The sequence below is a fragment of the Maribellus maritimus genome (assembly GCF_022267315.1).
In the GTDB taxonomy this organism is placed as follows: domain Bacteria; phylum Bacteroidota; class Bacteroidia; order Bacteroidales; family Prolixibacteraceae; genus Draconibacterium; species Draconibacterium maritimum.
Map to the genome: position 1 here is coordinate 1 of NZ_JAIKLE010000015.1, position 26,542 is coordinate 26,542.

General features: G+C 37.7%; 18 protein-coding genes. 9 read left to right on the forward strand and 9 right to left on the reverse strand.

What is annotated here, in order from left to right; translation table 11 throughout:
• From K5G00_RS14290 to K5G00_RS14330, 9 genes are all read right to left on the reverse strand, one after another.
• On the reverse strand, positions 1-1,607 hold a 1,607-nt coding region (locus K5G00_RS14290), incomplete at its 3' end, for a tetratricopeptide repeat protein (RefSeq protein WP_238766859.1).
• A 35-nt stretch (positions 1,608-1,642) separates the two neighbouring features.
• Positions 1,643-2,338: a hypothetical protein gene (locus K5G00_RS14295; RefSeq protein WP_238766860.1), complete on the reverse strand. Its 696-nt coding sequence runs from the start codon at positions 2,336-2,338 to the stop codon at positions 1,643-1,645.
• An 18-nt stretch (positions 2,339-2,356) separates the two neighbouring features.
• Positions 2,357-3,283: a relaxase/mobilization nuclease domain-containing protein gene (locus K5G00_RS14300; protein WP_238766861.1), complete on the reverse strand. Its 927-nt coding sequence runs from the start codon at positions 3,281-3,283 to the stop codon at positions 2,357-2,359.
• Positions 3,273-3,635: a plasmid mobilization protein gene (locus K5G00_RS14305; RefSeq protein ID WP_238766862.1), complete on the reverse strand. Its 363-nt coding sequence runs from the start codon at positions 3,633-3,635 to the stop codon at positions 3,273-3,275. The genes K5G00_RS14300 and K5G00_RS14305 overlap by 11 nt, the downstream gene beginning before the upstream one ends.
• A 109-nt stretch (positions 3,636-3,744) precedes the next feature.
• The gene (locus K5G00_RS14310; RefSeq protein ID WP_238766863.1) at positions 3,745-4,647 is read right to left on the reverse strand and encodes a toprim domain-containing protein; all 903 of its coding nucleotides are present in this window, start codon (positions 4,645-4,647) and stop codon (positions 3,745-3,747) included.
• Positions 4,648-4,727: 80 nt separating this feature from the next.
• Entirely contained in the window at positions 4,728-5,066 is a 339-nt protein-coding gene (locus K5G00_RS14315; RefSeq protein WP_238766864.1) for a helix-turn-helix domain-containing protein, read from the reverse strand.
• Positions 5,067-5,288: 222 nt separating this feature from the next.
• Positions 5,289-5,696: a hypothetical protein gene (locus tag K5G00_RS14320; RefSeq protein WP_238766865.1), complete on the reverse strand. Its 408-nt coding sequence runs from the start codon at positions 5,694-5,696 to the stop codon at positions 5,289-5,291.
• 128 nt (positions 5,697-5,824) lie between these two features.
• Complete coding sequence (locus tag K5G00_RS14325) at positions 5,825-7,459, reverse strand: RNA-binding domain-containing protein (RefSeq protein ID WP_238766866.1); 1,635 nt, start codon at positions 7,457-7,459, stop codon at positions 5,825-5,827.
• A 3-nt stretch (positions 7,460-7,462) separates the two neighbouring features.
• Complete coding sequence (locus tag K5G00_RS14330) at positions 7,463-8,704, reverse strand: tyrosine-type recombinase/integrase (protein WP_238766867.1); 1,242 nt, start codon at positions 8,702-8,704, stop codon at positions 7,463-7,465.
• A 659-nt stretch (positions 8,705-9,363) separates the two neighbouring features.
• Here K5G00_RS14330 and K5G00_RS14335 point away from each other — a divergent pair.
• The 9 genes from K5G00_RS14335 (at position 9,364) to K5G00_RS14375 (ending at position 26,514) form a co-directional block, all read left to right on the forward strand.
• On the forward strand, positions 9,364-9,927 hold the full coding sequence (locus tag K5G00_RS14335; protein ID WP_238766868.1) for an RNA polymerase sigma factor: 564 nt from the start codon (positions 9,364-9,366) through the stop codon (positions 9,925-9,927).
• A gap of 204 nt (positions 9,928-10,131) precedes the next feature.
• The gene (locus K5G00_RS14340) at positions 10,132-11,307 is read left to right on the forward strand and encodes a FecR family protein (RefSeq protein WP_238766869.1); all 1,176 of its coding nucleotides are present in this window, start codon (positions 10,132-10,134) and stop codon (positions 11,305-11,307) included.
• Positions 11,308-11,593: 286 nt separating this feature from the next.
• On the forward strand, positions 11,594-14,890 hold the full coding sequence (locus K5G00_RS14345; protein WP_238766870.1) for a TonB-dependent receptor: 3,297 nt from the start codon (positions 11,594-11,596) through the stop codon (positions 14,888-14,890).
• A gap of 5 nt (positions 14,891-14,895) precedes the next feature.
• Positions 14,896-16,830: a RagB/SusD family nutrient uptake outer membrane protein gene (locus K5G00_RS14350; RefSeq protein ID WP_238766871.1), complete on the forward strand. Its 1,935-nt coding sequence runs from the start codon at positions 14,896-14,898 to the stop codon at positions 16,828-16,830.
• 276 nt (positions 16,831-17,106) lie between these two features.
• Positions 17,107-18,456: a DUF5126 domain-containing protein gene (locus tag K5G00_RS14355; protein WP_238766872.1), complete on the forward strand. Its 1,350-nt coding sequence runs from the start codon at positions 17,107-17,109 to the stop codon at positions 18,454-18,456.
• Positions 18,457-19,593: 1,137 nt separating this feature from the next.
• On the forward strand, positions 19,594-20,883 hold the full coding sequence (locus K5G00_RS14360; protein WP_238766873.1) for an SGNH/GDSL hydrolase family protein: 1,290 nt from the start codon (positions 19,594-19,596) through the stop codon (positions 20,881-20,883).
• A gap of 354 nt (positions 20,884-21,237) precedes the next feature.
• The gene (locus K5G00_RS14365) at positions 21,238-21,825 is read left to right on the forward strand and encodes an RNA polymerase sigma-70 factor (protein WP_238766874.1); all 588 of its coding nucleotides are present in this window, start codon (positions 21,238-21,240) and stop codon (positions 21,823-21,825) included.
• Between the two features lie 79 nt (positions 21,826-21,904).
• Positions 21,905-22,894 (forward strand): FecR domain-containing protein, encoded by a 990-nt coding sequence (locus K5G00_RS14370; RefSeq protein WP_238766875.1) that lies wholly within the window; start codon positions 21,905-21,907, stop codon positions 22,892-22,894.
• A 164-nt stretch (positions 22,895-23,058) separates the two neighbouring features.
• Positions 23,059-26,514 (forward strand): SusC/RagA family TonB-linked outer membrane protein, encoded by a 3,456-nt coding sequence (locus K5G00_RS14375; protein ID WP_238766876.1) that lies wholly within the window; start codon positions 23,059-23,061, stop codon positions 26,512-26,514.
• Positions 26,515-26,542 lie beyond the last annotated feature (28 nt).

Sequence of the window (26,542 nt, forward strand, 5' to 3'; positions counted from 1 at the left end):
TTGACGCTATAACTTAAAATAATAGCAATCTCTGTATTGTTAAACTCAACATAGATTAGACAACAAATACGGAATTCAGATTCGTCAAGTTGTGGGAATTTATTTTTTAACCGGTCAAAACAATCGTTGTTCAAATCATTCAGTGTTTGATAAAACAAATCCCAATCCAGCTTTTTCTGGCCATAAACGATTTCATTAAATTTCTTAAGTAAATTTTTCCCTCTTATTTTTTCCTCTTCTTTAAGATATCCCTCCAACAAAGCGGCTTTTTTAAGAATATCAAAATGCCGGATTAATACATTTCTGAATGAATTCTCCTTTTCGTTAAAGCCTCTGGCCATTTCCTTCATTTGGTAAATTTTCAGTTCTGCCTCCTCCAGTTTTCGCTCCTTCCAGGCAGACCGTCTCAGAACCAAAAAGATTAATACCAAAAGAGTGAGTACTAGTCCCAAAGAAAACAATAGAATCTTTTGTCGTCCAATTATAAGCTGTTTATTTCTGGTTTCAATAAGTTGGAAATTATATTTCCCTTCAATTTCAAGCATAGCACTATTTTTATTCTCATCCAGAATTGTGGCAAGGTATTTATTATAAAGTTTATACTTACTTAAGGCTTCTTGGAAGTTCTGATCTTTTTCTTCAATGACCGACCATGTTTTATATATATTGGCCATAAGAAAATTATCTTTTTGAGATGGCATATATGTTATAGCTCTTTGTAAATAGTAAACTGTTGAGTCTGTATTGTTTCGATTCTCAAAAAGAAATGCAATGTTTGAAGATAGCCTAGCTTTTTTCAAAGAATCATCTGAAAATATCCATGCTTCTTTAAAAAAAAATTCTGATCGTTTCCATTCTTCAATCTCCCGATAAGCCACGCCCAAACCTTCCCTAGTTCTTGCCTGCTCGTATCTAAGCTTGTGTTTATCGGCCAAAGCAAGTGCCTTATAATAGTATGCTAAAGCACTGTCTGCCTTTTCTTGGATCAACAAGCAGTTTCCAATAAAATTACTCACGGAAATTTCATTTTTATAATTCTCCGATTGATGAAAATATGTTTTTGCCAGTTTAAAATGATTTATAGCCTTTTGCATAAGAAGTTGTTGGTAATAAATCGCAGCAACGGAGCTTTGGTATAATCCTTTTAGATTAACATTATTGCTTTGCATCAAATATTTTTCGGCATTTAAATAGATTTTCATAGCCTCCTCGTATTTCTTTTGTTCCTGCCTTACCCTTCCACAATAAAAAGAAGCAAGTGCCGCTTTTTCTATTTCATTTCTGTTGTCGTAATATTTTTGAATATCGAAAATTAATGTATCAGTGGTAATATCCTTATAACTCTTATCTTTAGCTTGTATTTGTAATAACGAATAGCGATAAAACAAAGATTTTTTCAGGGATTGAGGATTCGGAATTTCTTCTAATAAAACCAAGGCACTGTCTGGGTGGTGCTCTACCAGTATTTCTACTTTTTTGAGTATTGGCTCAACTTTTACTGATTGCTTTTGACAGGAAGTAATAAGGAAGAAAATATATATAGAAACTAAGATAAATATCCTTGTTTTCATGTGATTAGGCTTTAATTGCAAAAATAGCAAAAGCAATTAGTTATGAGCCTAAATTCTTTACAAAGGAGTCTTCATTTAACTTCCTTTTTGTTTTCTTTGTCGAACAACGTCTGTTCAATTTCCTCAGCCTGCTTCTTAACCAAACGTTCATAAGTTTCAATCTGCTCCCGGATAACAGAAATACTGTCCCTGTTCCGGTCATAAACAAAAACCGTTTCCAGCCGAAGTAAATCCTGGGAGCTCGCTTTTCCTTTCATTTTTATATAGCGGTATTTTAGGGCGTTATCCTTTAGTTGATTATTGTTTCTGAGTTGCCAAATATTACCACCCCATGAAAGCAAAATGACTAACGCCATTGTAATAATAGTAATGGCCGTTTTGCTTCTTCGAAAGTCCACAATAAAAACATGTTCTTTACGGATAACCGTATTTTGGGGAATTTGTAATAGGTTTATTTTCTCTTTAATTGGAACGATTATCGTTTTTAATTCAGTCAATATTGTACGAATATTATCATTGACTTTCCCCAGAGAGTAGCCAGCAACCTGTGCTAGAATATTCTGCAATTCCTTTATCTGCTCAGGAGAAAATTGTTTTTGATTTACACGGGTAAGTATTTCGTTTATCAATACGACTATTTCTTCTGCATCAAAATTGGAATTTGTTTGATTATCTGAAATTCCACCTTTACTCAACTGCTCTATCTTTTGTTTTAATTCTTCGAACAAGGCATAAACTGCCGAAGAATCCATTTTGCCTGTACCCATTGTTGTTAATTTTGCTGTTTACAATTTGCGCCCTTTCTTGCGTCGTTTTTTCTTTAGGGCTTCCTGTCTTAAATATTCGGCACGGTCCTCATCATAACCCGATGGCGGATTCATTAAGTCGAACAGACCTCCCAAAGAAGAAACCGTTGCTCCGACTGCATACGAAAAACCTTCATTGGTGCTCCGGTGTGCCGATTTGGATTGAGCCGCCATTGATAGCTCATTTTGCTGAAGTTGATAACTAATTTTAGAATAGCTGAATGTCCGGTCAATTTTGGAGCCATTGAATTCATATCCGTTCATACCAAATCGTACTCCCTGGATTTTGTCTGTACTCCCGTTTTTTCGCAATTCAGCGGTAACTCCAGATTTTCGAAGTTTGGCATCCAGCTCTTTCCAGTTTCGACATTCAGGAATCGCGGTTTGAAGTACCCGGTAAATCTCATATTTGGTTTTATCCGGTTCTTTGAGCCGGTGTTCTTTCACATTTTCCTTGCCCGATGCAATATAAAGGCCATGTTTTTTCGTCAGCTCCAGACAAACTTTTATGTTACGCAGCTTTTCATTTTTATCAGAAATTCGGTTCCCGTTATTATCAATCCGGTTTATCACCAGATGGATATGAGGGTGGTCGGTATCGTGGTGCCGGGCAATGATGTATTGTGTATTAACATAGCCCATTTTATCCAGATACTCTTGCGCAACACCAACCATAAATTTGTCTGTTAACCTGCCTTTGTCTTGTGCTGAAAAATCCAGCGAGATATGTGTCACCGGCTTTGAGATTTTGGGTTTGAGCTTACTTTGGGTAATAAAACTTTGAATGATGGATGCTTTGTCTTTTAAACGTACTCCTTCGGCAAAAAGCAACCGGGCATTCTTTTTATCTAATACATAGTTTACTGCTCCCTTAAAACCACGTCCCTGAACAATTTTAGCAATCATCTTCTATTCGCTTGATTACTTTGTCCAGTCGTTCACTCATCATAAGACAATAATTATGCACTTCAATATATCCGGCGGCATTCGCTGTGCGGGCAATTTGATTGACATTGTTGGCCATGCCGGAAAGCTGCCGGATGTGTCCCATCAGTTCCGGAGTAAGTTGTTGTTTCACCACAGAGGAACAGATGCACTGACGAATAAATTCGCTGCGGTTAATCCCTGCCAAAACAGATTTGGCTTTCAATGAATAGTATTCTTCGGTGGCCATTTTAACGGTTATTTTATAGCCCATCTTTTCGGAAGGTTTCTTGGCTGGCCTGCCATTGGTGTTTCTGTTTTTTATCGTTTTCATTTGAATTTGCATTTAATAATTAGTGAGACCGGCGGGATATTTTTGCCTCGCAGAGCAAGGTTTTGGTCAGACCAAAACACAAACTTGCTCCGCTAAAAAAAGCCTACGCTCATAATCTAAAACCACGGCTTTTTTTCATTTCCTGAACTTGCTTTTTACCACATAAATAGTCATTCAAATCTTTGTACCCGGTATATCTTATTGACATATCGTCAACAGAGAAGCAAGACAATTTTATCATTTGAAATGCTTTCCTCCCGCTTTCGTCGTTGTCAAGAAAAGCACAAATATTTTTGTGTTCTTTCAGAAAAGGAAGCGCCTTTTTGATGTTGGCAACTGAATTCAAAATTACAACATCGTATCTCGTCTTATCTGTTTTTTGTAAGGTTAAATAGGAAAGGAAATCCCAAAAACCTTCAAAAGCTAAACAGGTTTCATGACCACTCTTCATGGTTGTAATTTCTTTAGGTGGGATGCAGCCTTTGAAGCTGGGCGAACTACTCAACTCATATCCGCCTTTGTCATTTTCGAATCCAACTGAAAAATACACTCTGTTACGGACCTGGTAATGAACTTCCCTACAATATAAATTTGCGAGCGACAAATCAATTTTTCGCGCATTTACCCATTCTATTAGTTTGCGATGCGAGATCTCACTGATATCATGAATGATTATTGATGTCTCATTGTTTTTCTTTTTGTCCAAAGTATTACCCCGGTGAAAAGAAAAAAAATTCAGGTCTCTGCCTGAAAAGTCTTTCTCCAATCGGGTTGCGGCTTCGTGAAAAGTGCAATTATTCATCTTCATGTCAAGGTCAATTATGGAGCCTCCTTCATTTGTGCCGAAATCGTACCAAATATTCTTACGGTAATCCACTTTAAAACTTGTATTGTGGTCTTCGCGAAACGGACAAAAGTACATCCCATAATAACCGAAATCCTTCTTTGGAAGGATACTCTTATTTCTCAGATATTCCCTGATACTTATTTGTTTTATGTCTGAAAGTGCCATACTTTTTTTTTCATTGGGATAATTTCTCTGCTAATAATCGAGGTTTCGCAGAGTATCGTTACAAGTTTCCGTGTACCAAATCATTTTTTACGTCTGGCACTTCGGGCAAGGGCTAAACTTATCTTTGTTGAATCATGTTTGGGTTGGGTCTGGTTTTCCGCCCAAAGCAGTATCTCTTTCCGCGAAAAGACCAGCTTGTTCCCGTACGTTTTGCAGGGGATTTTACCTGCAGAGGTCAACTTGTAGATTTTTGCTTTAGATGTTGGGTAGCCGTGTTCTTTTAACAACTCCAGTGCATCGTTCAGGGTCATAGTATCAATCTGAGGTTGGGTCGAAACCTGTTTGGGTAAGGCCCCGGAAACCGCTTCACTTACAATAGCCCGCAATTCTTCGGGCGTGGTTACAATAATATTTGACATAGTTTTCAATTTTATTATTACACATCATGTTTAACTGAATACGGGTATAAAATAAAACTGAATACAATTGGTAATCAAACAGGAAAATAGCTTTACACGAGGTAGACAATTGACGACAATTAAGACAAAAATTCGTTATACAAAACTTAAATGCGTGTATCTATTTACATTGAGGAGCCAAACTATACCAACATGATACAATGTAAAGCTGAAAAACTTTTTCTATTTTTTGTTCTTTTGATTTTGAAGTTGTTCCAGAATCAGGTCGGGAGGAAAAACCTCGGTATTAGGCAAAACGCTTGATTGTATAGGAATAATAAATCCTTCCCTTATCCATTTATCAAGAGTTGGCCGTGAAATTTTCATCATTTTGGCAATATCCTTTTTCGATACTATCGCCTCTCCATTGACGATTTGGATAAATTCTTTGTTCACCACTATATACCTTTTAAGGTTATCTATTGCTTTATCTATATTAAGGATACGGGGAGTAATCTTCTTTTTAACCGATATTTCTATGGTTTCCATATCACAATCAACCAGTTCAGGATTTTTCTGAAGTTCAGAGACAATAGCTTCATAAACTGACGTTTGTCTGGCTAATATTTTGTATTGTTTACGACGGGGCATACTGCTTGTTTTTTTGTCTAAGAATATCTAATTTATTTTTAAAGAACAGGATTTAGACATTTCATACTGCTGATATACAATAATATAAAACATGTCGCACTTTATTAAATGTCTAGAAAATATCTAAACTATCCTTTGTTAGACATTTTCCACAACTTACCATGTGGTTCAATAATTCCCGTGTTTTTAAGTATCTGCAAATTGTTTTTTATTTTATTCTTCTTTTGTGTCATATCCAGAATATCAGGAAGCTTATCCAAAAGAATTTCTTCAAAATCGGACCTTCTACCTTCACCAAACTTTTCCAAATAATCAATAATTATTTTTTTACAGTACTCATCATCAATACCCTTTTGCCTGATATAATCATTTTGTTGCCCTGTTTTTTCGGCTACCACGGAAGAAATGTGAAAATTAGGTTTACGTCCTTCAATTAAAGAATTTGTCCGAAGAGTCTTTATCTCTTCATCAGTCAACGATTTCCCTTTCTGCACCTTGTCTAGCAAAATTATATCGTCAAGGCTTAAGTCTGGCATCAACGCAAGTTTCTGCGCATATTTTTCATCAAGTACTTTCCCTGTAATTGTCACTGTAACCTTATTGTTCTCAAGATTATATTCAGGTAGCGGGAAGAATTTATTCTTCTGAATGACAAACATTTTCTTAATACCGCTTCCTATGGTATCAATCAGATTCAGATTCACCATTGCATTTGCTAAAAACGGATTCCGATATTGTTCCTCAGGAGCATCTGCAGTAATAACTGATTCAACCGATTCGGGAATAAAGTGTCCTAAGTTGCTAAATGTGAGAAAGCCATCTTCCCGTTCAACGACGTTAATCTTTCCTCCTAAAGTATAATCCTGGTGAGCAATACAGTTGTTTAATGCTTCACGTATAATATATGGTTCAAACTGATCGACCTCATCAGGAAACAATGTGCCGGATTTCAGATAACGGTATTTCAGGTTTCTAATTTTTGCATATACATTCTCAACTTTAAGCAATAATGGACAAAAAAAGTGTTCATAATCCTTTTCAATTTTGTCACGGTCGCGTAATATCCAGGTAATCTTTGATGATGCCGGATTTATAAAAGTATCCGATTCTGGATTGCCAAGCAGCAAAATAGCTGTACGCGTTAGTTGTCCGTTGATGGTAATTTTGGCTTTATTCAAAAAAGTAATGTCATCCCATGTTGGAATTTCATCCTTCAATTTAGGATGTTTCTCGGCAAATTGTTCTCTTGCCTTTTTTATAGCTTCTACTGATAAGTCTTTTATCATCGCATCAGGTACAATTTCTGCACTCCAATCCAGATTCGTTTGTTGATTTCGAATACGTTCAATCTTGTTAATGTTTAATCCCGTTAAACTTTCTCCATCGCGGGCATAAAACATATTCTTCCATGCAACGGGCATTCCTTTTGGAGCAGCTGGAATCTGAAACATCAGGACATTGTTTTGTGCAACTGCAACCCGATGAACAGCAATAAAACTGAGCGTAGGAGAAGTATTTGTAGCAATTTCCTTTTTATATTCGTTCAGTTGTTTATCCGATATTTGTGTTCCAATAATATTTTTATCATTATTTACTCCAAATAACAACCATGCCTCCGGCTTCCCAGTCAGGTTCGCTTCGTTACTTAATGCTGAAAAGTATTTGCCAAGCTTGTCCTTATCAAACTGATTTTTGGCTTCCTTAAACTCCAAAACCTCTGTTTCGACAGGACTTTGCAACAATTTATATAATAATTCTTCCATTAATTATTCTGCATATTCTCCAAAGTTAGTCAATAAACTCGCATTCTTTACCCGTTCTTCCCTCTCGAAGGATGCTAAATAGTTTTCTGTTGTCTTCAGGTCATTGTGCCCCAGGCTTTCTGAAATATAAGCAATGTTCGCCCCCGATCTTTTAAGCACTGTGGCATAAGAATGTCGGGCCGAATACGTGCTTAAGCCTTCAATCTTCAGTGCTTTACCAATTACTTTTAATCGCTTATTACATCGTTTAGTTACGTCCTTTACTATTCTTTTTTCCGTAAAAACAGTTTCTTTTCCATGCAGATAAGGGAAAATATATTTGTCCTGTCCTCTGGGTTTATTCCCCCATTTCTTTATAATAGCCTTCATCTCTGGGGTTAGAACTGCACAAATTTCTTTCTTCATTTTAGATGTTCGGACTGTTTTGGCACGCATAAAGCAAATTTCTCCATTACGAATATTGGAGTATTTCAGTTTTAACATATCAGCAAAATTAATTCCATTGCACAAGTATGAAAAGAACCATAAATCACGATACCTCTCAGTTGTTTCGTTTCCATCAGAATAACTTACAATTGCTTTTATTTGCTGTAAATTAAGAGCCAGTTTACGCCCCTGACCTGTTGGTATTTCAAATTTACCACTTCCAAAAGGATACTGATTCTCTTTTATTACGCCTGCTTTCTTCGCATCATTGACAACGCAACGAATCGCACGACAATACATCCCGATGGTAGTATAAGCGTTCCCCTCTTTTTCCATAAATTTCTCGTAACGTTTTAACCAATCTACTGTTACGGATGCAAACAAAATATTCTCTCCTGAAAAATTTTCTACGCTTCTAAATGCATTCTGATAAAAAAGGTAAGTTCCGACCTGGTCATTATCTTTTAATGCCTGAATTTTTAGCTTAAATCCGTTATTCAGCGTATCAGTTGCTGATTTATTTAATCGTGAGTTTAAAGCCTCGAAAGAAAAGCCACCTTCATATAATAAGCTTTTTATAACGGACTTTACCGTGTCAAAAGTATTCTGTATATCAACTTTTATTGAAATCATTTCTTTCTTCTTGCTATCCGGTAGGCTCTCCCATTCATTAATCGATAAATATTTTCCAGTTGCGTAATATTTTCGAATACGTTGAAATGTTACACGTATTTTGATAGGATATAAGTTGCCATTTGTAGCCCTCCGGTTGTCTAAAACTGAAGAAATTGTAATCCCACTATTTGTATAGTTAAACATAAATGGTAGATTTAAAATGATTTATTTGTGTGCAAATCCCATGAAATTTGCACACAATTTGCACACAAATATAGCGATTCTTTGAAAATAAATACTATTCATACAAAATACCAGTCGCACAAATATCTGATATATAGTGATTAAGATAATATTTACAAAAACATGAAAATATAAGAAAAGCAACTGGTTAATACTCATAATCAGGGGGTCCCTGGTTCAAGCCCAGGTGGGCCCACCCAAGTAAACAAAGCACTTTCAGAGATGGAGGTGCTTTCGTTTTTATAACTTTAGAGTAAATAAAGACTATCCAATGTCAGCCTCGTGTTATATCCTTCTCAGTAAAAGCCAAAATAAGTTGGCGCAACTCATGTATCCATTGGACAAAGGATTGGAAAAGCACAACAACCAAGGTTATGGAAAACAGCAATACACTTCAATATAAGTGATATACATAAAAAAACAGCCTGGACTTAAAATACAAAAGTTTATACTTCTCAGGAAATTCTAATAAATCCATTTTTTGTGAATCCGGAATTATTTTGTTTAACAAAAAATACTGTTCTTTATGCAGACAGTTAATCTGTAATCTTATGGTGAATTCGTTACACAGGTAAAAATTAAAATTTTTTTAGTTTTGCAATTGTCAAAAGATTTTGTGTATGCAATCTGACGAAGAATTATGGAAAAACTTTCTTTCAGGCGACAAAGAAGCATTTAAACTGATATACGAGAAATCGGTATCAGATTTATCTTCTTACGGAGCACGCTTTTCTTCCAATCATGAACTGATAAAAGACTGCATTCAGGATTTATTTATCGACCTATACAACAAACGCTCGGGATTAGGACTCACCAACAAAATCATGCCTTATTTAATGGTATCGCTTAAGCGTATCATTTTCAAAAAAACAGAGGAAGAGAAAAACGGCAAGCTGATAAATATTGAACAATTGGCATTTAATTTTGATTTGGCAGAAGAAGAAAAAAGTACAGATGAAAATCATCCGGATGTTTTGCAGATAGCCTTAAATAGCCTTACCCCCCGGCAAAGAGAAGCAATTTATTTAAAATATGTCCTTGAATTTGATTACAACGATCTGGCAAAAGTCCTCAATCTGAACTATCAAACAGCACGAAACTTAATCTACAGGTCAATTTTAAAACTCAGGGAGAATTTAAAAGATGACAATATCATTCTGTTATTCTCAATTTTTAAAAGATAGTCCTCTGTTTTTTGTGGATTCAGGGTCACTTCCCGTTAATTTTCGCTTTCTACAATCATAAAACCCTTGATTGTCTTCTTGGTTACATGCTTAAATTCAGTAGCTTATGTTAAGCTTCTGTTTTTTTTATTAAAAAAATAAAAAATACTGGTTACAAAACCACAGCTTTTCTCTTTAGTTAATAAACACCTTTATCTAAGCAGAATGGATTCAAAAGTAGAATTTCAAAAATTACTAACCGACGATAAATTTATAGGGTGGGTAAAAAAACCAAACCCTGCGTCCGATGAATATTGGAACCTTTTTATAACTGAAAATCCATTTTTAAAAGAAGAATTTGAAAAAGCGAAATACGTTGTTAAAAGGCTTCAAAACGAAAACCGAAACATTGGAAAAGAAGAAATAGCTGAAATCTGGAATAGCATCGGGACAGAAATCAATGAGCCAAATCCGAAAATAAGCCGCCTGAACAAATGGATGCTGGCTGCTTCCATTTTTCTTCTGCTTGGTGTTGGCGGAATAATTGGGATTTTGTTAAAAAATGATGGCGCAATAGATTACAAGTCGTTAGTTAAACAAAGTTCAGAAAAAGAAGATGTGCAACTTGTTCTGGCTGACCGCTCCACTAAAACGATACAATCAAAAGAACCTTCGATTTCATATACACCCAAAGGTGAGGTTTTAATTGATTCGGTTTCGATAAAACAAGAAGCAAAAAAAGACAAAATAACAGAAGAGCGTTTTAACCAACTTGTTGTTCCTTACGGAAAACGTTCCTCCCTAACGTTGTCAGATGGTACCGAGATTTATTTGAATTCGGGCAGTAGAGTAATATATCCGGTGTCTTTCTCGAAGGAGAAAAGAGAAATATATGTTGAAGGAGAAGTTTTTTTAAGAGTTACACATAACGATAAATGGCCATTTCATCTGGTTACCGATAAGGTGCAGGTTGAGGTTTTAGGAACCGAATTTGATGTTAAAGCATACAAAGACGAAGATCAGTGTAGTATTGTATTGGTAAAAGGTAGTGTGCAGGCAGTTGCAAAATCAAAAAAAATAATGATGGAAGAAAGGGAGCAATTAATTCTGCATCATTCATCAGGAGAAATTACGCAGAAAATAATAAACGTTTCAGAATACATCGCCTGGAAAGATGGCCTAATGTTTTGTAACAACGAAAAAATTGGAAGTATAGCTGCTACTTTATCGAGGTATTACAATGTAGATATTCAGGCAAAAGATAAAAGAACTGAAGAGCTAACGATTTCCGGAAAACTCGATTTGAAATCGGAATTCACTCAGGTTCTTGAGGCAATATGTTTTACAGCCCCTGTTAAAATCGAAGAAAACGAAGGAAAAATTATCATTTCTATGAAATAAAAATTAAATGCCTATGTAAACCAAAATTAAAAAAGACAGATTATACTGGGAATATAATCTGCCTAAAGTTTTAACAGCAATCAGAAATTTATTAAGTGCAAATTAAAACCAAAACAAATTTATGAAAAAAAATGTGTTTTGTGTTATCAGCAATGATAGCGCAAAAAAATTACTACTGACTATGAAATTATGTCTGTTATTCGTTTTGATTTCAACAGCAACCTTACTGGGCAATAACGGGTATTCACAAAATACCGAATTATCTGTCCATCTAAAAAATGCTACTTTGAAAGAATTATTCGAAGAAATTGAGAATCAAAGCGAATTTGTTTTTGTGTATTATGATGGATTGATCGATCTGGATAAAGAAATTAGCATCGATGTTTCCAATAAGACTGTTGATAAAATACTCCGAAAAGTTTTTAAATTGACAGATAAAACCTACCGGATTTATGATCGGCAGATCGTAATAGGGAAAAAAGATCCTATAACCAATGATATAATCCTGGAGTCTCCCGGCAATAATAAATTGGAACAGCAAAACAAAATCAAAGGGAAAGTTACCGACAACGACAACAAACCCATGCCCGGAGTAACCATAACCATTTTAGGAACCACAAGAGGGGTTATTACCGACAATGATGGTACATACAGCATTGAGGCCAATTCCGGCGACAGGCTGGTCTTCTCCTTTATCGGGATGGAAAGCCAGGTGATTGATGTAGGTAACGAGACAAAAATCAATGTACAATTAGAACCCAAAACACAGGAACTGGAAGATGTTACCATTGTGGCCTTTGGAAAACAAAAAAAGGAAAGTGTAATTTCTTCAATAGAAACCGTTAAAACCGACGAATTAAGGGTTCCTTCAAGTAACCTTACCACAGCTTTAGCGGGGAGAATGTCCGGTGTAATTTCCTATCAAACCAGTGGGGAGCCGGGTGAAGATAATGCAGAATTCTTTATTCGTGGAGTTACTTCCTTTGGAACAGGGAAGGTTGACCCCCTGATTCTGGTTGATAATGTTGAAGTATCCAGTGATGACCTTTCCCGGTTACACCCTGATGACATTGCAAGTTTTTCAATATTAAAAGATGCCACAGCAACGGCTTTGTACGGGGCACGCGGGGCAAATGGTGTTGTTCTGGTAACCACAAAAGAGGGAACAGAAGGAAAAATGAAAGTATCGGTACGGTTCGAAAATTCATTTTCATCACCCACTCAGGAAATTCAAATGGCGGATCCGATTATCTATATGAAACTGGCCAACGAAGCGGCAAAAACCCGGGATCCCTTGGCTGCAAATACGTATTCAAACACAAAAATTGAAAATACCATTAACCAAACCAATCCGTATGTTTATCCGGCAGTTGACTGGATGGATATGCTGACTAAGGATTTGTCAATTAATCAACGTGCCAACCTGAATATCTCAGGTGGTGGTAAAGTAGCAAGGTATTATATTGCAGGATCTTTCTCGCAGGACAATGGAATTCTGGATGTGGATAAAAGAAATAATTTTAATTCAAACATCGATTTAAAAAAATATCTTATCCGTTCCAATATCAATATCAATTTAACAAAATCTACCGAAGCAGTTGTCAGGGTACATGGAACATTTGAAGATTATATTGGGCCGATGACCGGAGGTAGTGCTATGTATAAGAAAATGTTGCGGGTAAGCCCGGCCCGTTTTCCGGCCTACTATGAACCGGACGAAACGTACGCTTACGAGCAACACATCCTTTTTGGGAATGATGGAGATGGTACTTATTTGAATCCTTATGCCGAATTGGTTTCAGGCTATAAAGAATCGAGTGAATCGGTAATGATGGCCCAGTTTGAATTAAAACAGGATTTTGGGCAATGGATTGACGGCCTGACCGGAAGAATTTTAGGAAATACACAACGTTATTCCTTTTTTGATGTGGAACGGGCTTATCAACCCTTTTATTACAGTGTTGGAAGCTACGACAGGTATACCGATATCTACAATTTAACCGAATTGAATACAGAGGATGGTACAGAATATCTGAGTTACGAGCCAGGCAATAAAACCATTACCAGTACCTTTTATTCAGAAGCATCTCTTGCATACAAAAAGCAATTTGGGAAAAATGATATAAGCGGAATGTTGGTTGGTATGGCGAGAAATGCCTTAACAGCAAACGCCAGTACGCTTTCTGAGTCACTACCGGAACGAAACCTAGGTTTATCAGGCAGGTTTACCTATGCCTACGATGCCAAATACATGGCTGAATTTAACTTTGGCTACAATGGCTCTGAAAAATTTGACAAAGGTCACCGCTGGGGATTCTTTCCTTCATTTGGATTGGGTTGGATGGCAAGTAATGAAACCTTCTGGCAGAACAATCTGAAAAATATCATCAATAAACTAAAAATAAAGGCAACATACGGATTAGTAGGGAACGATGATATTGGCACTGAAAGGTTTTTCTATTTATCGGATGTTACAATAGAAGGGGGCAATAGTTTTACTTCCGGTTATGATTATGGCTATTCACGCAGTGGAACCAGTATTAATAATTATGCCAATTCAAACATTGGATGGGAAATCGCCTATAAATCCAATCTCGGAATTGAAATGGGCTTGTTTAACGGCAAAATAGATATTAATGCTGATTTATTCCACGAATACCGTACCAACATCCTGCAGGAAAGGGCTGATATTCCGTCAACCATGGGGCTTTGGGACACGCCAACCGTAAATGTCGGGGAAGCAACCGGTAAAGGCATTGATGTTTCGGCCGATTATAATCAGACTTTCAGAAACGGTATCTGGTTGGTGGGAAGGGCTAACTTCACATACGCCAGATCGCTTTATAAACAGTACGAAGAACCCGATTATTCCGATATCCCCTGGAAATCAAAGATTAACAGGCCAATCAAACAAACCTGGGGCTATTATGCTGAAAGGCTCTTTATCGACGCTGCCGATGTGGAAAATTCTGCACGACAGGATTTCGGTGAATATGGCCCCGGTGATATAAAATACAAAGATATGAATGGCGATGGTGTTATTAATTCCAGCGATAAGGTACCGCTTGGCTTACCGACGACACCTGAAATTAATTATGGCTTTGGTTTGTCGGCAGGATACAAAAATTTTGATTTTTCATTTTTTTTCCAGGGTTCGGCACGCTCTTCATTTTGGATTGGCGCCAGTACAATGTCCCCGTTTGTGGAGTCAACCTCCGATGGAAAAATTTTGGAAACCGGTTTAGCTCAGTTTATTGCTGACGATTACTGGTCTGAATCGTCTCAAAACCCATATGCGGTATGGCCCCGGTTGTCAAATTATGAAATCGAAAACAATACGGTAGCCAGTTCATGGTTTATGCGGAATGGTGCTTTCCTGAGGCTGAAGAGCCTTGAATTTGGTTATTCCTTACCCCAAAAAGTTACGGATAAATTGAACCTGAAAACCTGCCGGGTGTATGTGAGCGGGACAAACCTGTTTAAAATCAGTGATTTTAAAATATGGGATGTTGAAATGGGGAGCAACGGTTTAGGCTATCCTTTACAAAGAGTTATTAACCTGGGTATTAACGTAGCATTCTAAAAGTTATGAAAAAAAGAAAATTTAGCATATTAAAATATTTGGTCGTATTTATATTGTTTGCACAGGCTGGCTGTGATTACCTGGATGTTGTTCCCGATAACATTGCCACGGTGGACAATGCTTTTACAAAACGTTACCAGGCCGAAGGCTATTTATACGGCTGTTATGGTTTTCTACCCAATATTGCATCTCCGGGAACCAATCCCGGGTTCTATGGTTCTGATGAAACCTGGTTATTTGATGGTGTGGATGAAAGCACTGTTAATCCACAAATGTGGGAAATCGCCAGGGGCAATCAGGGTACAGAATCTCCTATTGGGAATTATTGGGCAAGTCAACAGGATTCATACGAGTTAAACGGAGGTAAAACCTTATGGACAGCTATCAGGGATTGTAATATATTTCTTGAAAATATTGATACCCCGCAGGATATGGAAGAATGGGAACGAAAACAATGGATTGCTGAAGCAAAATTTCTGAAAGCCTATTTTCATTTTTGGTTATTGCGGATGTACGGGCCTATTCCTATTGTTGACGAGAATATGGAAATCAGCACCGGAACAGAAGGGGTTATGGTGTACCGTGACCCGGTGGATGACGTGGTGGATTATATTGTTAATTTGCTCGATTCTGCCATGGTTGACCTTCCCCTTACAATCGATAATATAACGGATGATTTGGGAAGGGCAACTCAACCGATGGCAGCAGCTGTAAAAGCACAAGCGTTAACGTTGGCCGCCAGTCCCCTGTTTAACGGGAACTCGGATTACACTGGTATTACCGATTCCAGAGGCGTACAGTTATTTTCAACCGATTATGATGCTGTCAAGTGGGAGAAAGCGGCAACCGCCCTGCAGGAAGCAATTGATATTGCCCATCAGGCAGGGAATAAGCTTTTCGATTTTTCCACACTTTCTGTTGCTTCTCAGTTAAGTGAAGCAACGACCCTTTCCATGGGAGTAAGAGGAGCCGTAACAGAAGAATGGAATGACGAAATTATTTGGGGCTGTACATCCAGTTCAACCCCAATACAGAGGGTGAGTTATCCTGCATTTAATGCAAACCATAAAACAGGGAGTTTACTTCTATGTAACGCTCCCACTCTAAATGTAGTAAAACAATTTTATACCAAAAACGGGGTGCCGATTGATGAAGACAAAGAGTGGGAAGGAATTGATCTGTATGAAATTATGGAAGGAGATTCGGCGCACAGCTACTATATCGAAGAGGGTTATGAAACATGCCGGCTTCACTTTAACCGCGAACCCCGGTTTTACGGCTCCATTTCATTCGATGGAAGTACCATTTACGGGAACGGAGCGCTTTCCGATGAATCGATGAAAGTTATCCAGTTGAGGTACGGACAGGCTGGAAGCCATATACCTGCAAAACATTCCAGTACCGGCTATTTGGTAAAAAAAGTATGCAGCAGGCTTACTGCCTTGGATGATGATAATACTGCACCATCCTATAATCGTTATGCATTCCCGGTAATCAGACTGGCAGATTTATATTTGATGTATGCCGAAGCTTTAAATGAAGTAAAAGCTGCCCCGGATGATGAAGTGTATGAATACATTGATTTGGTTCGGGCCCGTTCAGGCCTGGAAGGTGTGGTTGCCAGTTGGGCGAATTATTCAAACAATGCAAGCAAACCACTTTCCCGGGATGGTATGCGGGAAATTATCCGGCAGGAACGAATGATTGAACTGGCCTTTGAAGGCATTCGCTTTTGGGACCTAAGAAGATGGAAACTGGCAGAAGAATACATGAACACCCCCATTCAGGGATTTGATGTTTTGGAAGAGGATGCAGAAGGTTTTTATCAGGTGCAAACCCTGTTTAATGAACAAAGTTTTGAAATGAAAGATTATTTGTGGCCCTTACGGCAGGGGAATCTTTTAAAAAATCAAAACCTGGTTCAAAATCCGGGATGGTAAGAAAATATAATGGATGTTCGTATAAACTTAAGAATATGATCACTGGTGTTGAATTTCAATTTGTTTACCTCAGCCCTAAAGGGTTCGGATTGATTGTCTCTGCTTCCTTTAGCGACGAGGTGTTCAGAGAGAATCAATTTGCGACAGCGAAATATATGGACATTTATTTTAAAAAATTTAATCAAATAAAACGACCATGATAAAATTTTCATTACACAAAACGATAATATAAGGCTTGTGTTTTGATACTCGTGTCGTGGTAATAAATATTAACACATGAAAAAAATAATATTAAACACAATTGTTTTAATAGCAGCAATTTTCCTGTTTCAATGTGAAAAAGCCCAGGATTGGAGTGAGGTGTCTGATAATGTTGCTCCGGGGGTGGTAACAGATGCTCAGGTTGAAAACACAGCAGGCGGAGCGATTATTACATATACCTTGCCCGCTGACGATGATCTGCTTGGTGTAAAAGCCGTTTACTCACTCTCTACTGATAGCGAAGAATTAGAGGCCTATTCTTCTGCCTATACCGATACCATTAAGATAGAAGGATTTCCGGACACTGAAATACGCACGGTTCAGCTGATTGCTATTGATAAAAGTAAAAACGAATCGGAGCCTGTATTCGTAGAAGTACAACCTTTAACACCACCGGTTGATTTGATTATCCAATCGACAAAAGTAAGCGCAACATTTGGTGGTTTGTATGTAACATGGGAGAATGAATCCAGGGCAGACGTAGGTATTATGGTGTTCGCAAAAGATTCGGTTGGCGATTATAACCTTGATTATACCTATTACAGCAATGAAGCCGACGGGGAATATTCTTTCCGTGGATTCGACTCCAGGGAAACTGATTTTCAAATACAGGTACGCGACCGATGGGAGAATTATTCCGGAATGCTTGATACAACATTAACACCATTATATGAAGAACAATTGTGGGGGAAAATCGATGGGACAGATATTTGGAGCCGGTTTGGATACGATGATGGCTCTATATACTGGAGAGGTGATGCTCCTAATCAACAAAATGCTGCACACGCTTTTAGTGATATGTGGGATCAGAACTATACAAGCGAAGGCGCATACTGGCATTCGGCAAGGCCCGGGAATTATCTTGCTGACTTTACCGATGAAGTAGAGGACGCAGAGGTTTACCCTATTTATTTTACAATAGATTTGGGGAAATCCTGTCAGTTAAGCAGACATAAACTTTGGCATCGAGCTACTTTATGCATGCAGGAAAAAAATCCTAAGTATTATGAAATTTGGGCGACAAACGAAACTCCAAAGGGAATTGATGACTTCGACACTAAATTGGAAAGCCTTGCTTATTGGACAGAGTGGGAAGAAGTAAGCGGTACCGATGAGTGGAAAAATGATTGGACACAAATTTGTACTTGTGATGGTATTCCTCCTTCAGGAGCAACAACAGCGGCAGAGGTTACAGATGAAGATATAGCATATGTAACAGAGAACGGTTTGGAATATGATATCCTTCCTCAATATACAGGTACCCCTTTTAGATATATTCGATTTGTTTGTGATGCAAATTGGTCGGGCGGATCTATCTTGCATATAGGAGAAATTGAATTCTGGGGTGCCTATGTTGATGAATAGTTAAGAATAATGAAGTAATAGAAAAAGAGTTATCCGGGGATTTTGTCCTTTTGGGGAAACACGTTAAAGTGTTACAAAAGCTATATTGAAATCTCCCGGATAACTTTTTTATGACTGGGTAATAACTGCGACGAAAAAATGAGGCTGTCCAATTTTATTTTTTTTCACAGCCTCATGACGCAACAACACAAAAAACAGGCGCACAGCAGCCGATGTTTTGAAACAGAGGCAAGCCATGCGCCGCTAACAGAACTGCCAACTACCCTAACCCCATTCGTTTCGTTAACCCATACACTGATTTTAGATTTGTACGGATGGTTCTTATGTTTAGTCTGTTATTGCAGCCGGAAGAAGGGCGCCTTTTCAATCCGGTTCACGTCGCCGGCCTGAGTTGTATGATATTCTTTCCCCCGGTTAAAACCGGGGGCTATTTTATCGAACCCTACAGGGTTTTGTATGGTTCAATTACTTGTGGTTTGGATTCCAAGACGGATTACCTACAAATCATGTCATTCCAAATATAAACCTCTGCAAGCTTTGACAGTAATAACTCCGGCATTTATGCCGGGGACGAAGCACCACACAAAAAACAGGTGCACCGTAACCGGTGTTTTGAAACAGAGGCAAAGCATGCGCCGCAACTTCCAGTTGAATTCCTGTAAATTTATGAAACAACCCTTTCTCCTTTACTAATATGGTATTTACGCTGGTCCTTGTTTCCTTTATCTTTGCAGCCGGAAGAAAGGCTCCTTTTTAATCTCGTTTACTTCGCAGGCCTGGGTTGTATTCCCGTCTATTTTCCTCCGGTTCTAACCGGGAAAAATTTTTATCAAACCCTTGATTCTATTCTCCCCGGGGCAGATGTACCAATTCCCCCGGAGCTTTTATATGCCCCCGGGTAATCTTTCCTCTTCCTCAGACCATTTTTCTTATTCCGCAGATGATTTTACACTTTCCCCGGACAATTTTTTTTATCCCGCCCAAAAATCCAACCGGAAAAATAAAATAGCAACCGGAAATTTATCTGATGATTATTTGTGTGCCTGACTTGGTTAAAGTGTAAAGCTTATTCAGGACAGTACAGGATATCGTTCTAATTAGTATGGTTATTTTAGAGAAACTGAATAAACAATAACAATGAAAACCAATACTCTTTTCCGGAAATTTTTATATACCATTTTACTGGTTGTAGCTGTCTCTTTTGTTGCTTCGGCGTTGGAGAATTCAGGTATTCTCACTTCAAAGGAATTAAATGCCAGGGGAGGTTTGCCCAATTATTTTAGTAAGATTCAAAAAGGAAAATCTATTCGTGTGGCTTACCTGGGAGGAAGCATTACTGCTCAGGCCGGGTGGCGCGTTTATTCTTTGGAATGGATGAAAGAGAAGTTTCCCCTGGCAAAGTTTGAAGAAATTCATGCTGCGATTGGCGGTACAGGATCCAACTTTGGTGTTTTCAGGTTACATGAGCATGTACTTAGGTTCAAACCCGATTTATTGTTTGTTGAGTTTGCCGTGAATGATGATGGTGCAGCGTCTGAAAGGGTGATCAGGGCAATGGAAGGAATTGTACGCCAAACATGGGAAGATAATCCGTATGTCGATATTTGTTTTGTTTACACCATTAAAGGTGATTTCCTGGAAACTGAAACCAACGGGCAATTACCGAAATCTGCACAGGCGATGGAAAAGGTAGCTGATAAATACGGAATTCCCAGCGTGAATTTTGGTTTTGAAGTCGCTCAACAAGTAAAGGAAGGCAAATTAATCTTTTCCAACCCGGATAGTAAAGAAGTAAACGGAGTGCCTGTTTTTTGTCCCGACAGGGTGCATCCCTATGTTGAAACCGGACACAAAATTTATAAGACAGTTCTTGCCCGTTCTTTTGACACAATAAAGAAGGAAAAGACCGCAAAAGCAAAAAAGCACAAGGTTTCGAAACCTGTCAATCCGGAATATTTCTCAGACACCAGGATGCTGGATTTTACAAATGCGGAGTTAAGCGATAACTGGGAAATAATTCCTGTAGAAGATGATGAACGCTTTAACGGATTTGGTCGTTTTCTCGACCATGTGGGAAGAACTTGTTACACGGGCGAAACAATAGCTGTTCATTTTAAAGGGACAGCAATTGGAGTGTATGATATTATGGGACCCGATGCAGGGAAAGTTGCCGTGGAAATAGATGGCGAACCGCGGGATACGCTCTCCCGGTTTGACAAATATTGTACCTACAGGAGAATGAATTTTGTAATTATTGATAAACTGGAAAACAAAGAGCACCAGGTTGTTTTTAAGGTAATTGCAGAACCATTTGACAAACGAAGCATACTGACCAAAAAGGAAGATTTTGATCAGCACCCGGAGAAATACAGTGAGAATTGCTGGCATGTGGGTAAAATATTACTCGATGGCGAATTATTAAAATAGGGGTGTGCGAACGGAACCTGCTCCGTTTTTTATTACGGTCAACTTTTATAACAAACAGTTTTGAGTAAACGCTTGTGTTTTATTTAAATCTTTTCCTTATTGTTGCCCCATTTTTATCTAAAGGATGTATAAAGTAACAAAAAAGAAATTCCGATATACAGCAAATCAAAAAAAACGGATATTTTCCCATTCGGAGTTGGAACCTGGGTTGGGTTTTGATTGTAACTAGGTAGTCGGTAGGTGGTTATGTACTTGTTGATTTGTTTCTTTCATTTAGAAACATTCCATTTTACATAAATGTTTTGAACTTTAATTTATTATTTAAATTTATAGTCAATTTACTAACGCAAACAATTGACAAAAGATAACCGGGAAATACTATCCTACAAATTTTTGCTTTTTAAATCAGGAGATGAAAGGATTTTCCAGGAGATATTTAAAGCAAATTATAACCGCATTGTTGGTTTTTGCAACCAATTCATTTTTGATCTGGATATGTCCCGGAATATTGCCCAGGAGTCGTTTTTGAAGCTTTGGTTAAACAGGAAAAAAGTACAAACCGAAAACGGAATTCATTCATTCTTATACACCGCAGCACGTACGCAATGTTTGGATTACCTCAGACATGAAAAGGTAAAAAGTAACTTTGAAAAGCGGGAAATGATTCTTTCCCAAAATATTTTAAAATCATACGATTTCGACAACATTGAGTTTTCAGAATTGGAAGAAGCAGTGAACCGGGCAATTGAGAACTTACCTGAACGCTGTCGGATGGTTTTCATAAAAAGCAGATACGAAGGAAAAAAGAACCGCGAAATAGCAGATGAACTGGGAATAGCCATAAAATCGGTTGAAACCAACATAACCCGCGCATTGAAATTTCTAAGAAAGAGCCTGGCAGAATTTTTAAGTATTCTGATAGCACTCCTTTGTTCTTTATAAAACATCAATTTAAAAAAATACAATTTCGGATACAGGGTATTTATGTGTGAGCACGTACCTTAATTAATAAAACGCAAAAATGACTTTTGAACTGATTCTGAAATACCTGAAAGGAGAAGCTTCTCCTGAAGAAAGAAAAGCTGTTTTGTCGTGGATAGACGAAAGCGCTGAAAACAAAGAAGAATTTACCAACTGGAAAAGAATATGGGCTCTTACGGAAAAGGCATCGGAAAATGAAGATGTGGCCTATAAAAATTTCCTGAAAGTTGCCGAAAGAGAAAAACAGAAAAACAGGTTCAGGAAAATAATGGCACAGGCTGCTATTTTTATTTTGTTAATTGGACTGGGCGGCGTTATCTCATACGTTTATTTTAATTCTGCTTCCAACCAGGAAATATATCAGGCAAAATACACGGTAAAATCTCCCCTGGGGCAAATGACGGAACTGAAATTACCTGATGGTAGTTTTGTCCTGTTAAATTCAGGAAGTAAAATAAAATATAACGCTGATTTTAGCCGGGGGCAAAGGGAAATATTTCTTGAAGGTGAGGCATTTTTTGATGTTGAGAAAGACACAGAACATCCATTCACAGTAAAGTCAAAAGTTTTGGATATCAAGGTTTATGGTACATCGTTTAATATTGAAGCATATCCTAACGAAGAAAAATTCAGTACCACGCTGGTTGAGGGAAGCATAAGTGTGATGGATAAAACGGGAAAGGAAATTGCACAATTGAAACCCGGAGAAAATGCCAGTTATGCAAAGGATGAAAACAGGTTGATTGTTCAAAAAGTTAATACAGGAATTTATACTTCATGGCGAGAAGGGTTGGTAACGTTTAGAAACGAAAAATTAAAAGACATTGCCAAATTTATTGAGCGGTGGTATAATGTTGAAATTATAATACGAAGTGAGGAACTTGGAGATGAAAGATATTTTGGAACAATTTTGAAAAATAAACCCATCGACCAGATTCTTGAAGTATTTAAACTTACTACTGTTTTTAAGTACGAAATTATTCCTCGTGCCAATAAACCTACACTAATATATTGGGATAAAATAAACTAGTCAAAAAAATATTATGCTAAAATTGAATACTTCCTAAAAAAGAAAACAGACCGAAAATACTACCAATATCTTCAGTCTGTTGCTAAATAAGTTTGTGCGCTAACACAAACCAACATGCGATAAATAATTGCTTTACCAGCTAATCATTCACCAATAACAAATGTATGAAAAAAAACCAAAATGCCCTTAAATATTGGGGCCGGACTAAACTAATTAAGGTAATGAAAATAACGGTATTACTGATATTTGTTTTAACTATTCAAACCTATGCGAGTTCTTATGGGCAATCTTCAAAATTGAGCCTCTCAATGAATGATGTAACTTTTAAGGATTTCATTGCCCATGTGGAGACAGAAACAGAATACTACTTCATGTTAAAATACGATGACGATATCTTAGAAAAACATTTTGATATAAATTATAAAAATGCGCAGATTTCTGAGATATTAGATGATATTTTAGCAAACACGGGATACAGTTACAAAATAATTGACCGCTACATTGCAATTTCAAAAATTGCGAATAATGCTGACTCACGGCAACAGCAGAACATTACCGGAACCGTAACCGACAAAGCAGGCGATCCACTACCCGGAGTTACCGTTGTAATTAAAGGAACCACGAATGGAGGGATTACAGATACCAACGGAAAATATTCAATTACAAATGTTTCGGATGATGCCATACTCAAATTTTCCTTTGTTGGATTGAATACCTTAGAAATTCCGGTAGCAGGACAAAGTGTAATTGATGTAACGATGGAAGAAAATGTTGCGGCATTGGAGGAAGTCGTTGTAACAGCACTTAATATTAACCGGCAAAAACAATCCTTAGGCTATTCATTAACTGCAATAAATAGTAAAGAAATTAACCAGGCCAAGGAAACCAACATGATCAACTCTCTGAAAGGGAAAGTTGCCGGGTTAAGAATTTCACAAACCGCCGGGGGTGTTGGTAGTTCAAGCCGTGTAGTTTTGCGCGGAGTGTCTTCCCTGTCGAGTTCAAACCGCCCGTTATTTGTAATTGACGGTGTGCCTATGAGTGACGGAAACAATCCCAATGGAGGTATTTCTTATAAAGATATGGGAAATGCAATGAGCGAGATTGATCCTGAAAATATCGAATCAATCAGTGTTTTGAAAGGTGCCGGAGCATCCGCAGCTTATGGTTCAAGAGGTGCCAATGGTGTTATCCTCATAACCACTAAAAAAGGAAGAGGCAGAGGTTTTGGCGTTTCATACAGTTCCAATTATACAATCGACCAGCCTGTTTTATACACCGAATTACAAAATACTTATGGCGCCGGATTGATGGGATTGTACCCGGCCATTGATGAAAGTACAAATATGCCAAATAAAAGCGCTTTCTGGACCCTTAGCTTCGGTCCTAAAATGGATGGACAATTGTTACCTAATTTTGCCGGAAAGGAAGTACCGTTTACACCTCAACCCAATAACGTTTTAGACTTTTACAGAAACGGGGGGACTTCTACAAATTCTTTAACACTGGATGCCGGAAACGATAACGCAAATTTTATCCTTTCTCTTACAAATGTCAGCAGTAAAGGAATATCACCAAATAATGATTTAGCACGCCAGGTAATAAATATGCGCGGATTAATGAAAGTAGGTGAAAAAGTGGAAATCGACAGTAAGATTTCCTATATCCATCAAACTGTAGACAACCGCGTTTATATGCAGGAATCAGCCGGAAATGCAATGTGGATGCTTACGATTATGCCTCGAAATATGCGGCTGGAAGATTTAAAAAACAATACGGTTGATGCAAATGGATATGAATTAAAGTTTCAGGATGAACCGGCTTCAAACAATCCTTACTGGACGCTGAATAACCTGAAAAATAATGATGAGAAACACCATGTTATCAGCTTCCTTTCCACCAAAATTGATTTTTTAAGCTGGTTAAATCTTAAAGTTCAAACCGGAATAGATTATAACAATCTTACTACACATGAACATTTTGCGCCCGGAAGTTCTGAACCTCGTTTAAATATTTTGGGAGGTCTGTCAAATATTCTGGCTAATAATATTGAATGGAATTCTGATTTTATGTTCAATGCTAATAAAGATTTATTTGACAAAGTTTCTGCAAGCTTAAGTGCCGGAGGTAATTATCGTTATTCAAAATACAATAACTTGAGTCAGAGTGGTACTGCATTGAATGCGCCGGATCTCTATCATATTAGCAATGCAAATGAATATAAAACTGGTCTTGGTTTTGGGGAGAAGGCAGTATATTCTGCATACTCATTAGGATCGATAACATACAATCAATGGTTGTATCTTGATGTATCCCTTCGCAACGACTGGTCATCAACCTTACCTAAAGGGAATAATTCTTATTTCTATCATTCCGAAAACTTAAGCTTTTTATTTACAAAGGCTTTTGGAATTGATTCCGACTTTTTTTCTGCCGGTCGCTTGCGCGGATCGTATGGAAAAGTAGGGAATGATACCAGTCCCTACCGCACCAATCAGTATTACGGTTTTAACCAGTCAAATTACGCTTATCCGTTGGGAACGATTGGAGCACTGGCAACCTCTGATTTGAAACCTGAAATTACCGAATCATGGGAGGTAGGTGCTAACCTATTGTTTTTTAACAACCGGGTAGAACTCGATTTCACCTACTACAATAACCGGACTCAAAACCAGATTATGGCCATCGACATACCAAGTACAAGTAGTTACAGCAGTAAAGTTGTAAATGCCGGTGAAGTAAAAAACACCGGGATGGAGATGCTTCTGAACGCAGGTATCATTCAGAATGACGGAGGATTTAACTGGGATGTTTCAATAAATGCCGCTAAAAATTATTCTGAAGTTATTTCCTTACACGAAAATTTGGAAAATTTAAGACTAACCAGCTTTTTTAGTATTCTGAATATTGAAGCAAGACCAGGAGAACCGTTTGGTTCAATTTATTCAAATGTTTATTTAAGAGATGATTTCGGAGACATTTATGTGGATGATAATGGAAATCCGGTTAAAGGTGAAATAGAGAAAGTTGGAAATATTAATCCGGACTTTACCGGTGGTATTAGTAATAAATTTGAGTATAAAAATCTGAGTCTGAGTTTTCTTATCGATTTCCAGCTTGGAGGTGATTTTATTTCCGGCAGTAAGTATTATCAATACACTTTCGGTACGCATGCTGAAACTTTGCAGGGCAGGGAAGAATGGTATGCAACCCATAATGCAGACGGTTCAGCAATTGATGGAGTAATACCTGACGGGCCAATAATTAACGGGATAAATATTAACACCGGAGAACCCAATGAAATACCTCTGGCACCATATACTTACTATACAAACCCGTATAGCATGTCGGTTGGTGAAGAGTTTGTATTAGATGCTACAAATGTACGTATGCGTGAAGTTGTTTTGGGGTATAGCTTACCATCAAGCCTTATTAAAAAAACGCCCATCAAGAATGCCAATCTTTCACTGGTAGCTCGCAACTTGTTCTTTTTATACCGTGCGAATAATTACGCAGATCCTGAGTCGGGTTTTAGCAGCGGCAGTGTGGGCACGGGAATCGAGCATTCTCCGCTGCCAGGCACACGTTCAATTGGAATGCAACTAAAAGTTAATTTTTAAATTATCACTGAACACTAAAACAGATGAA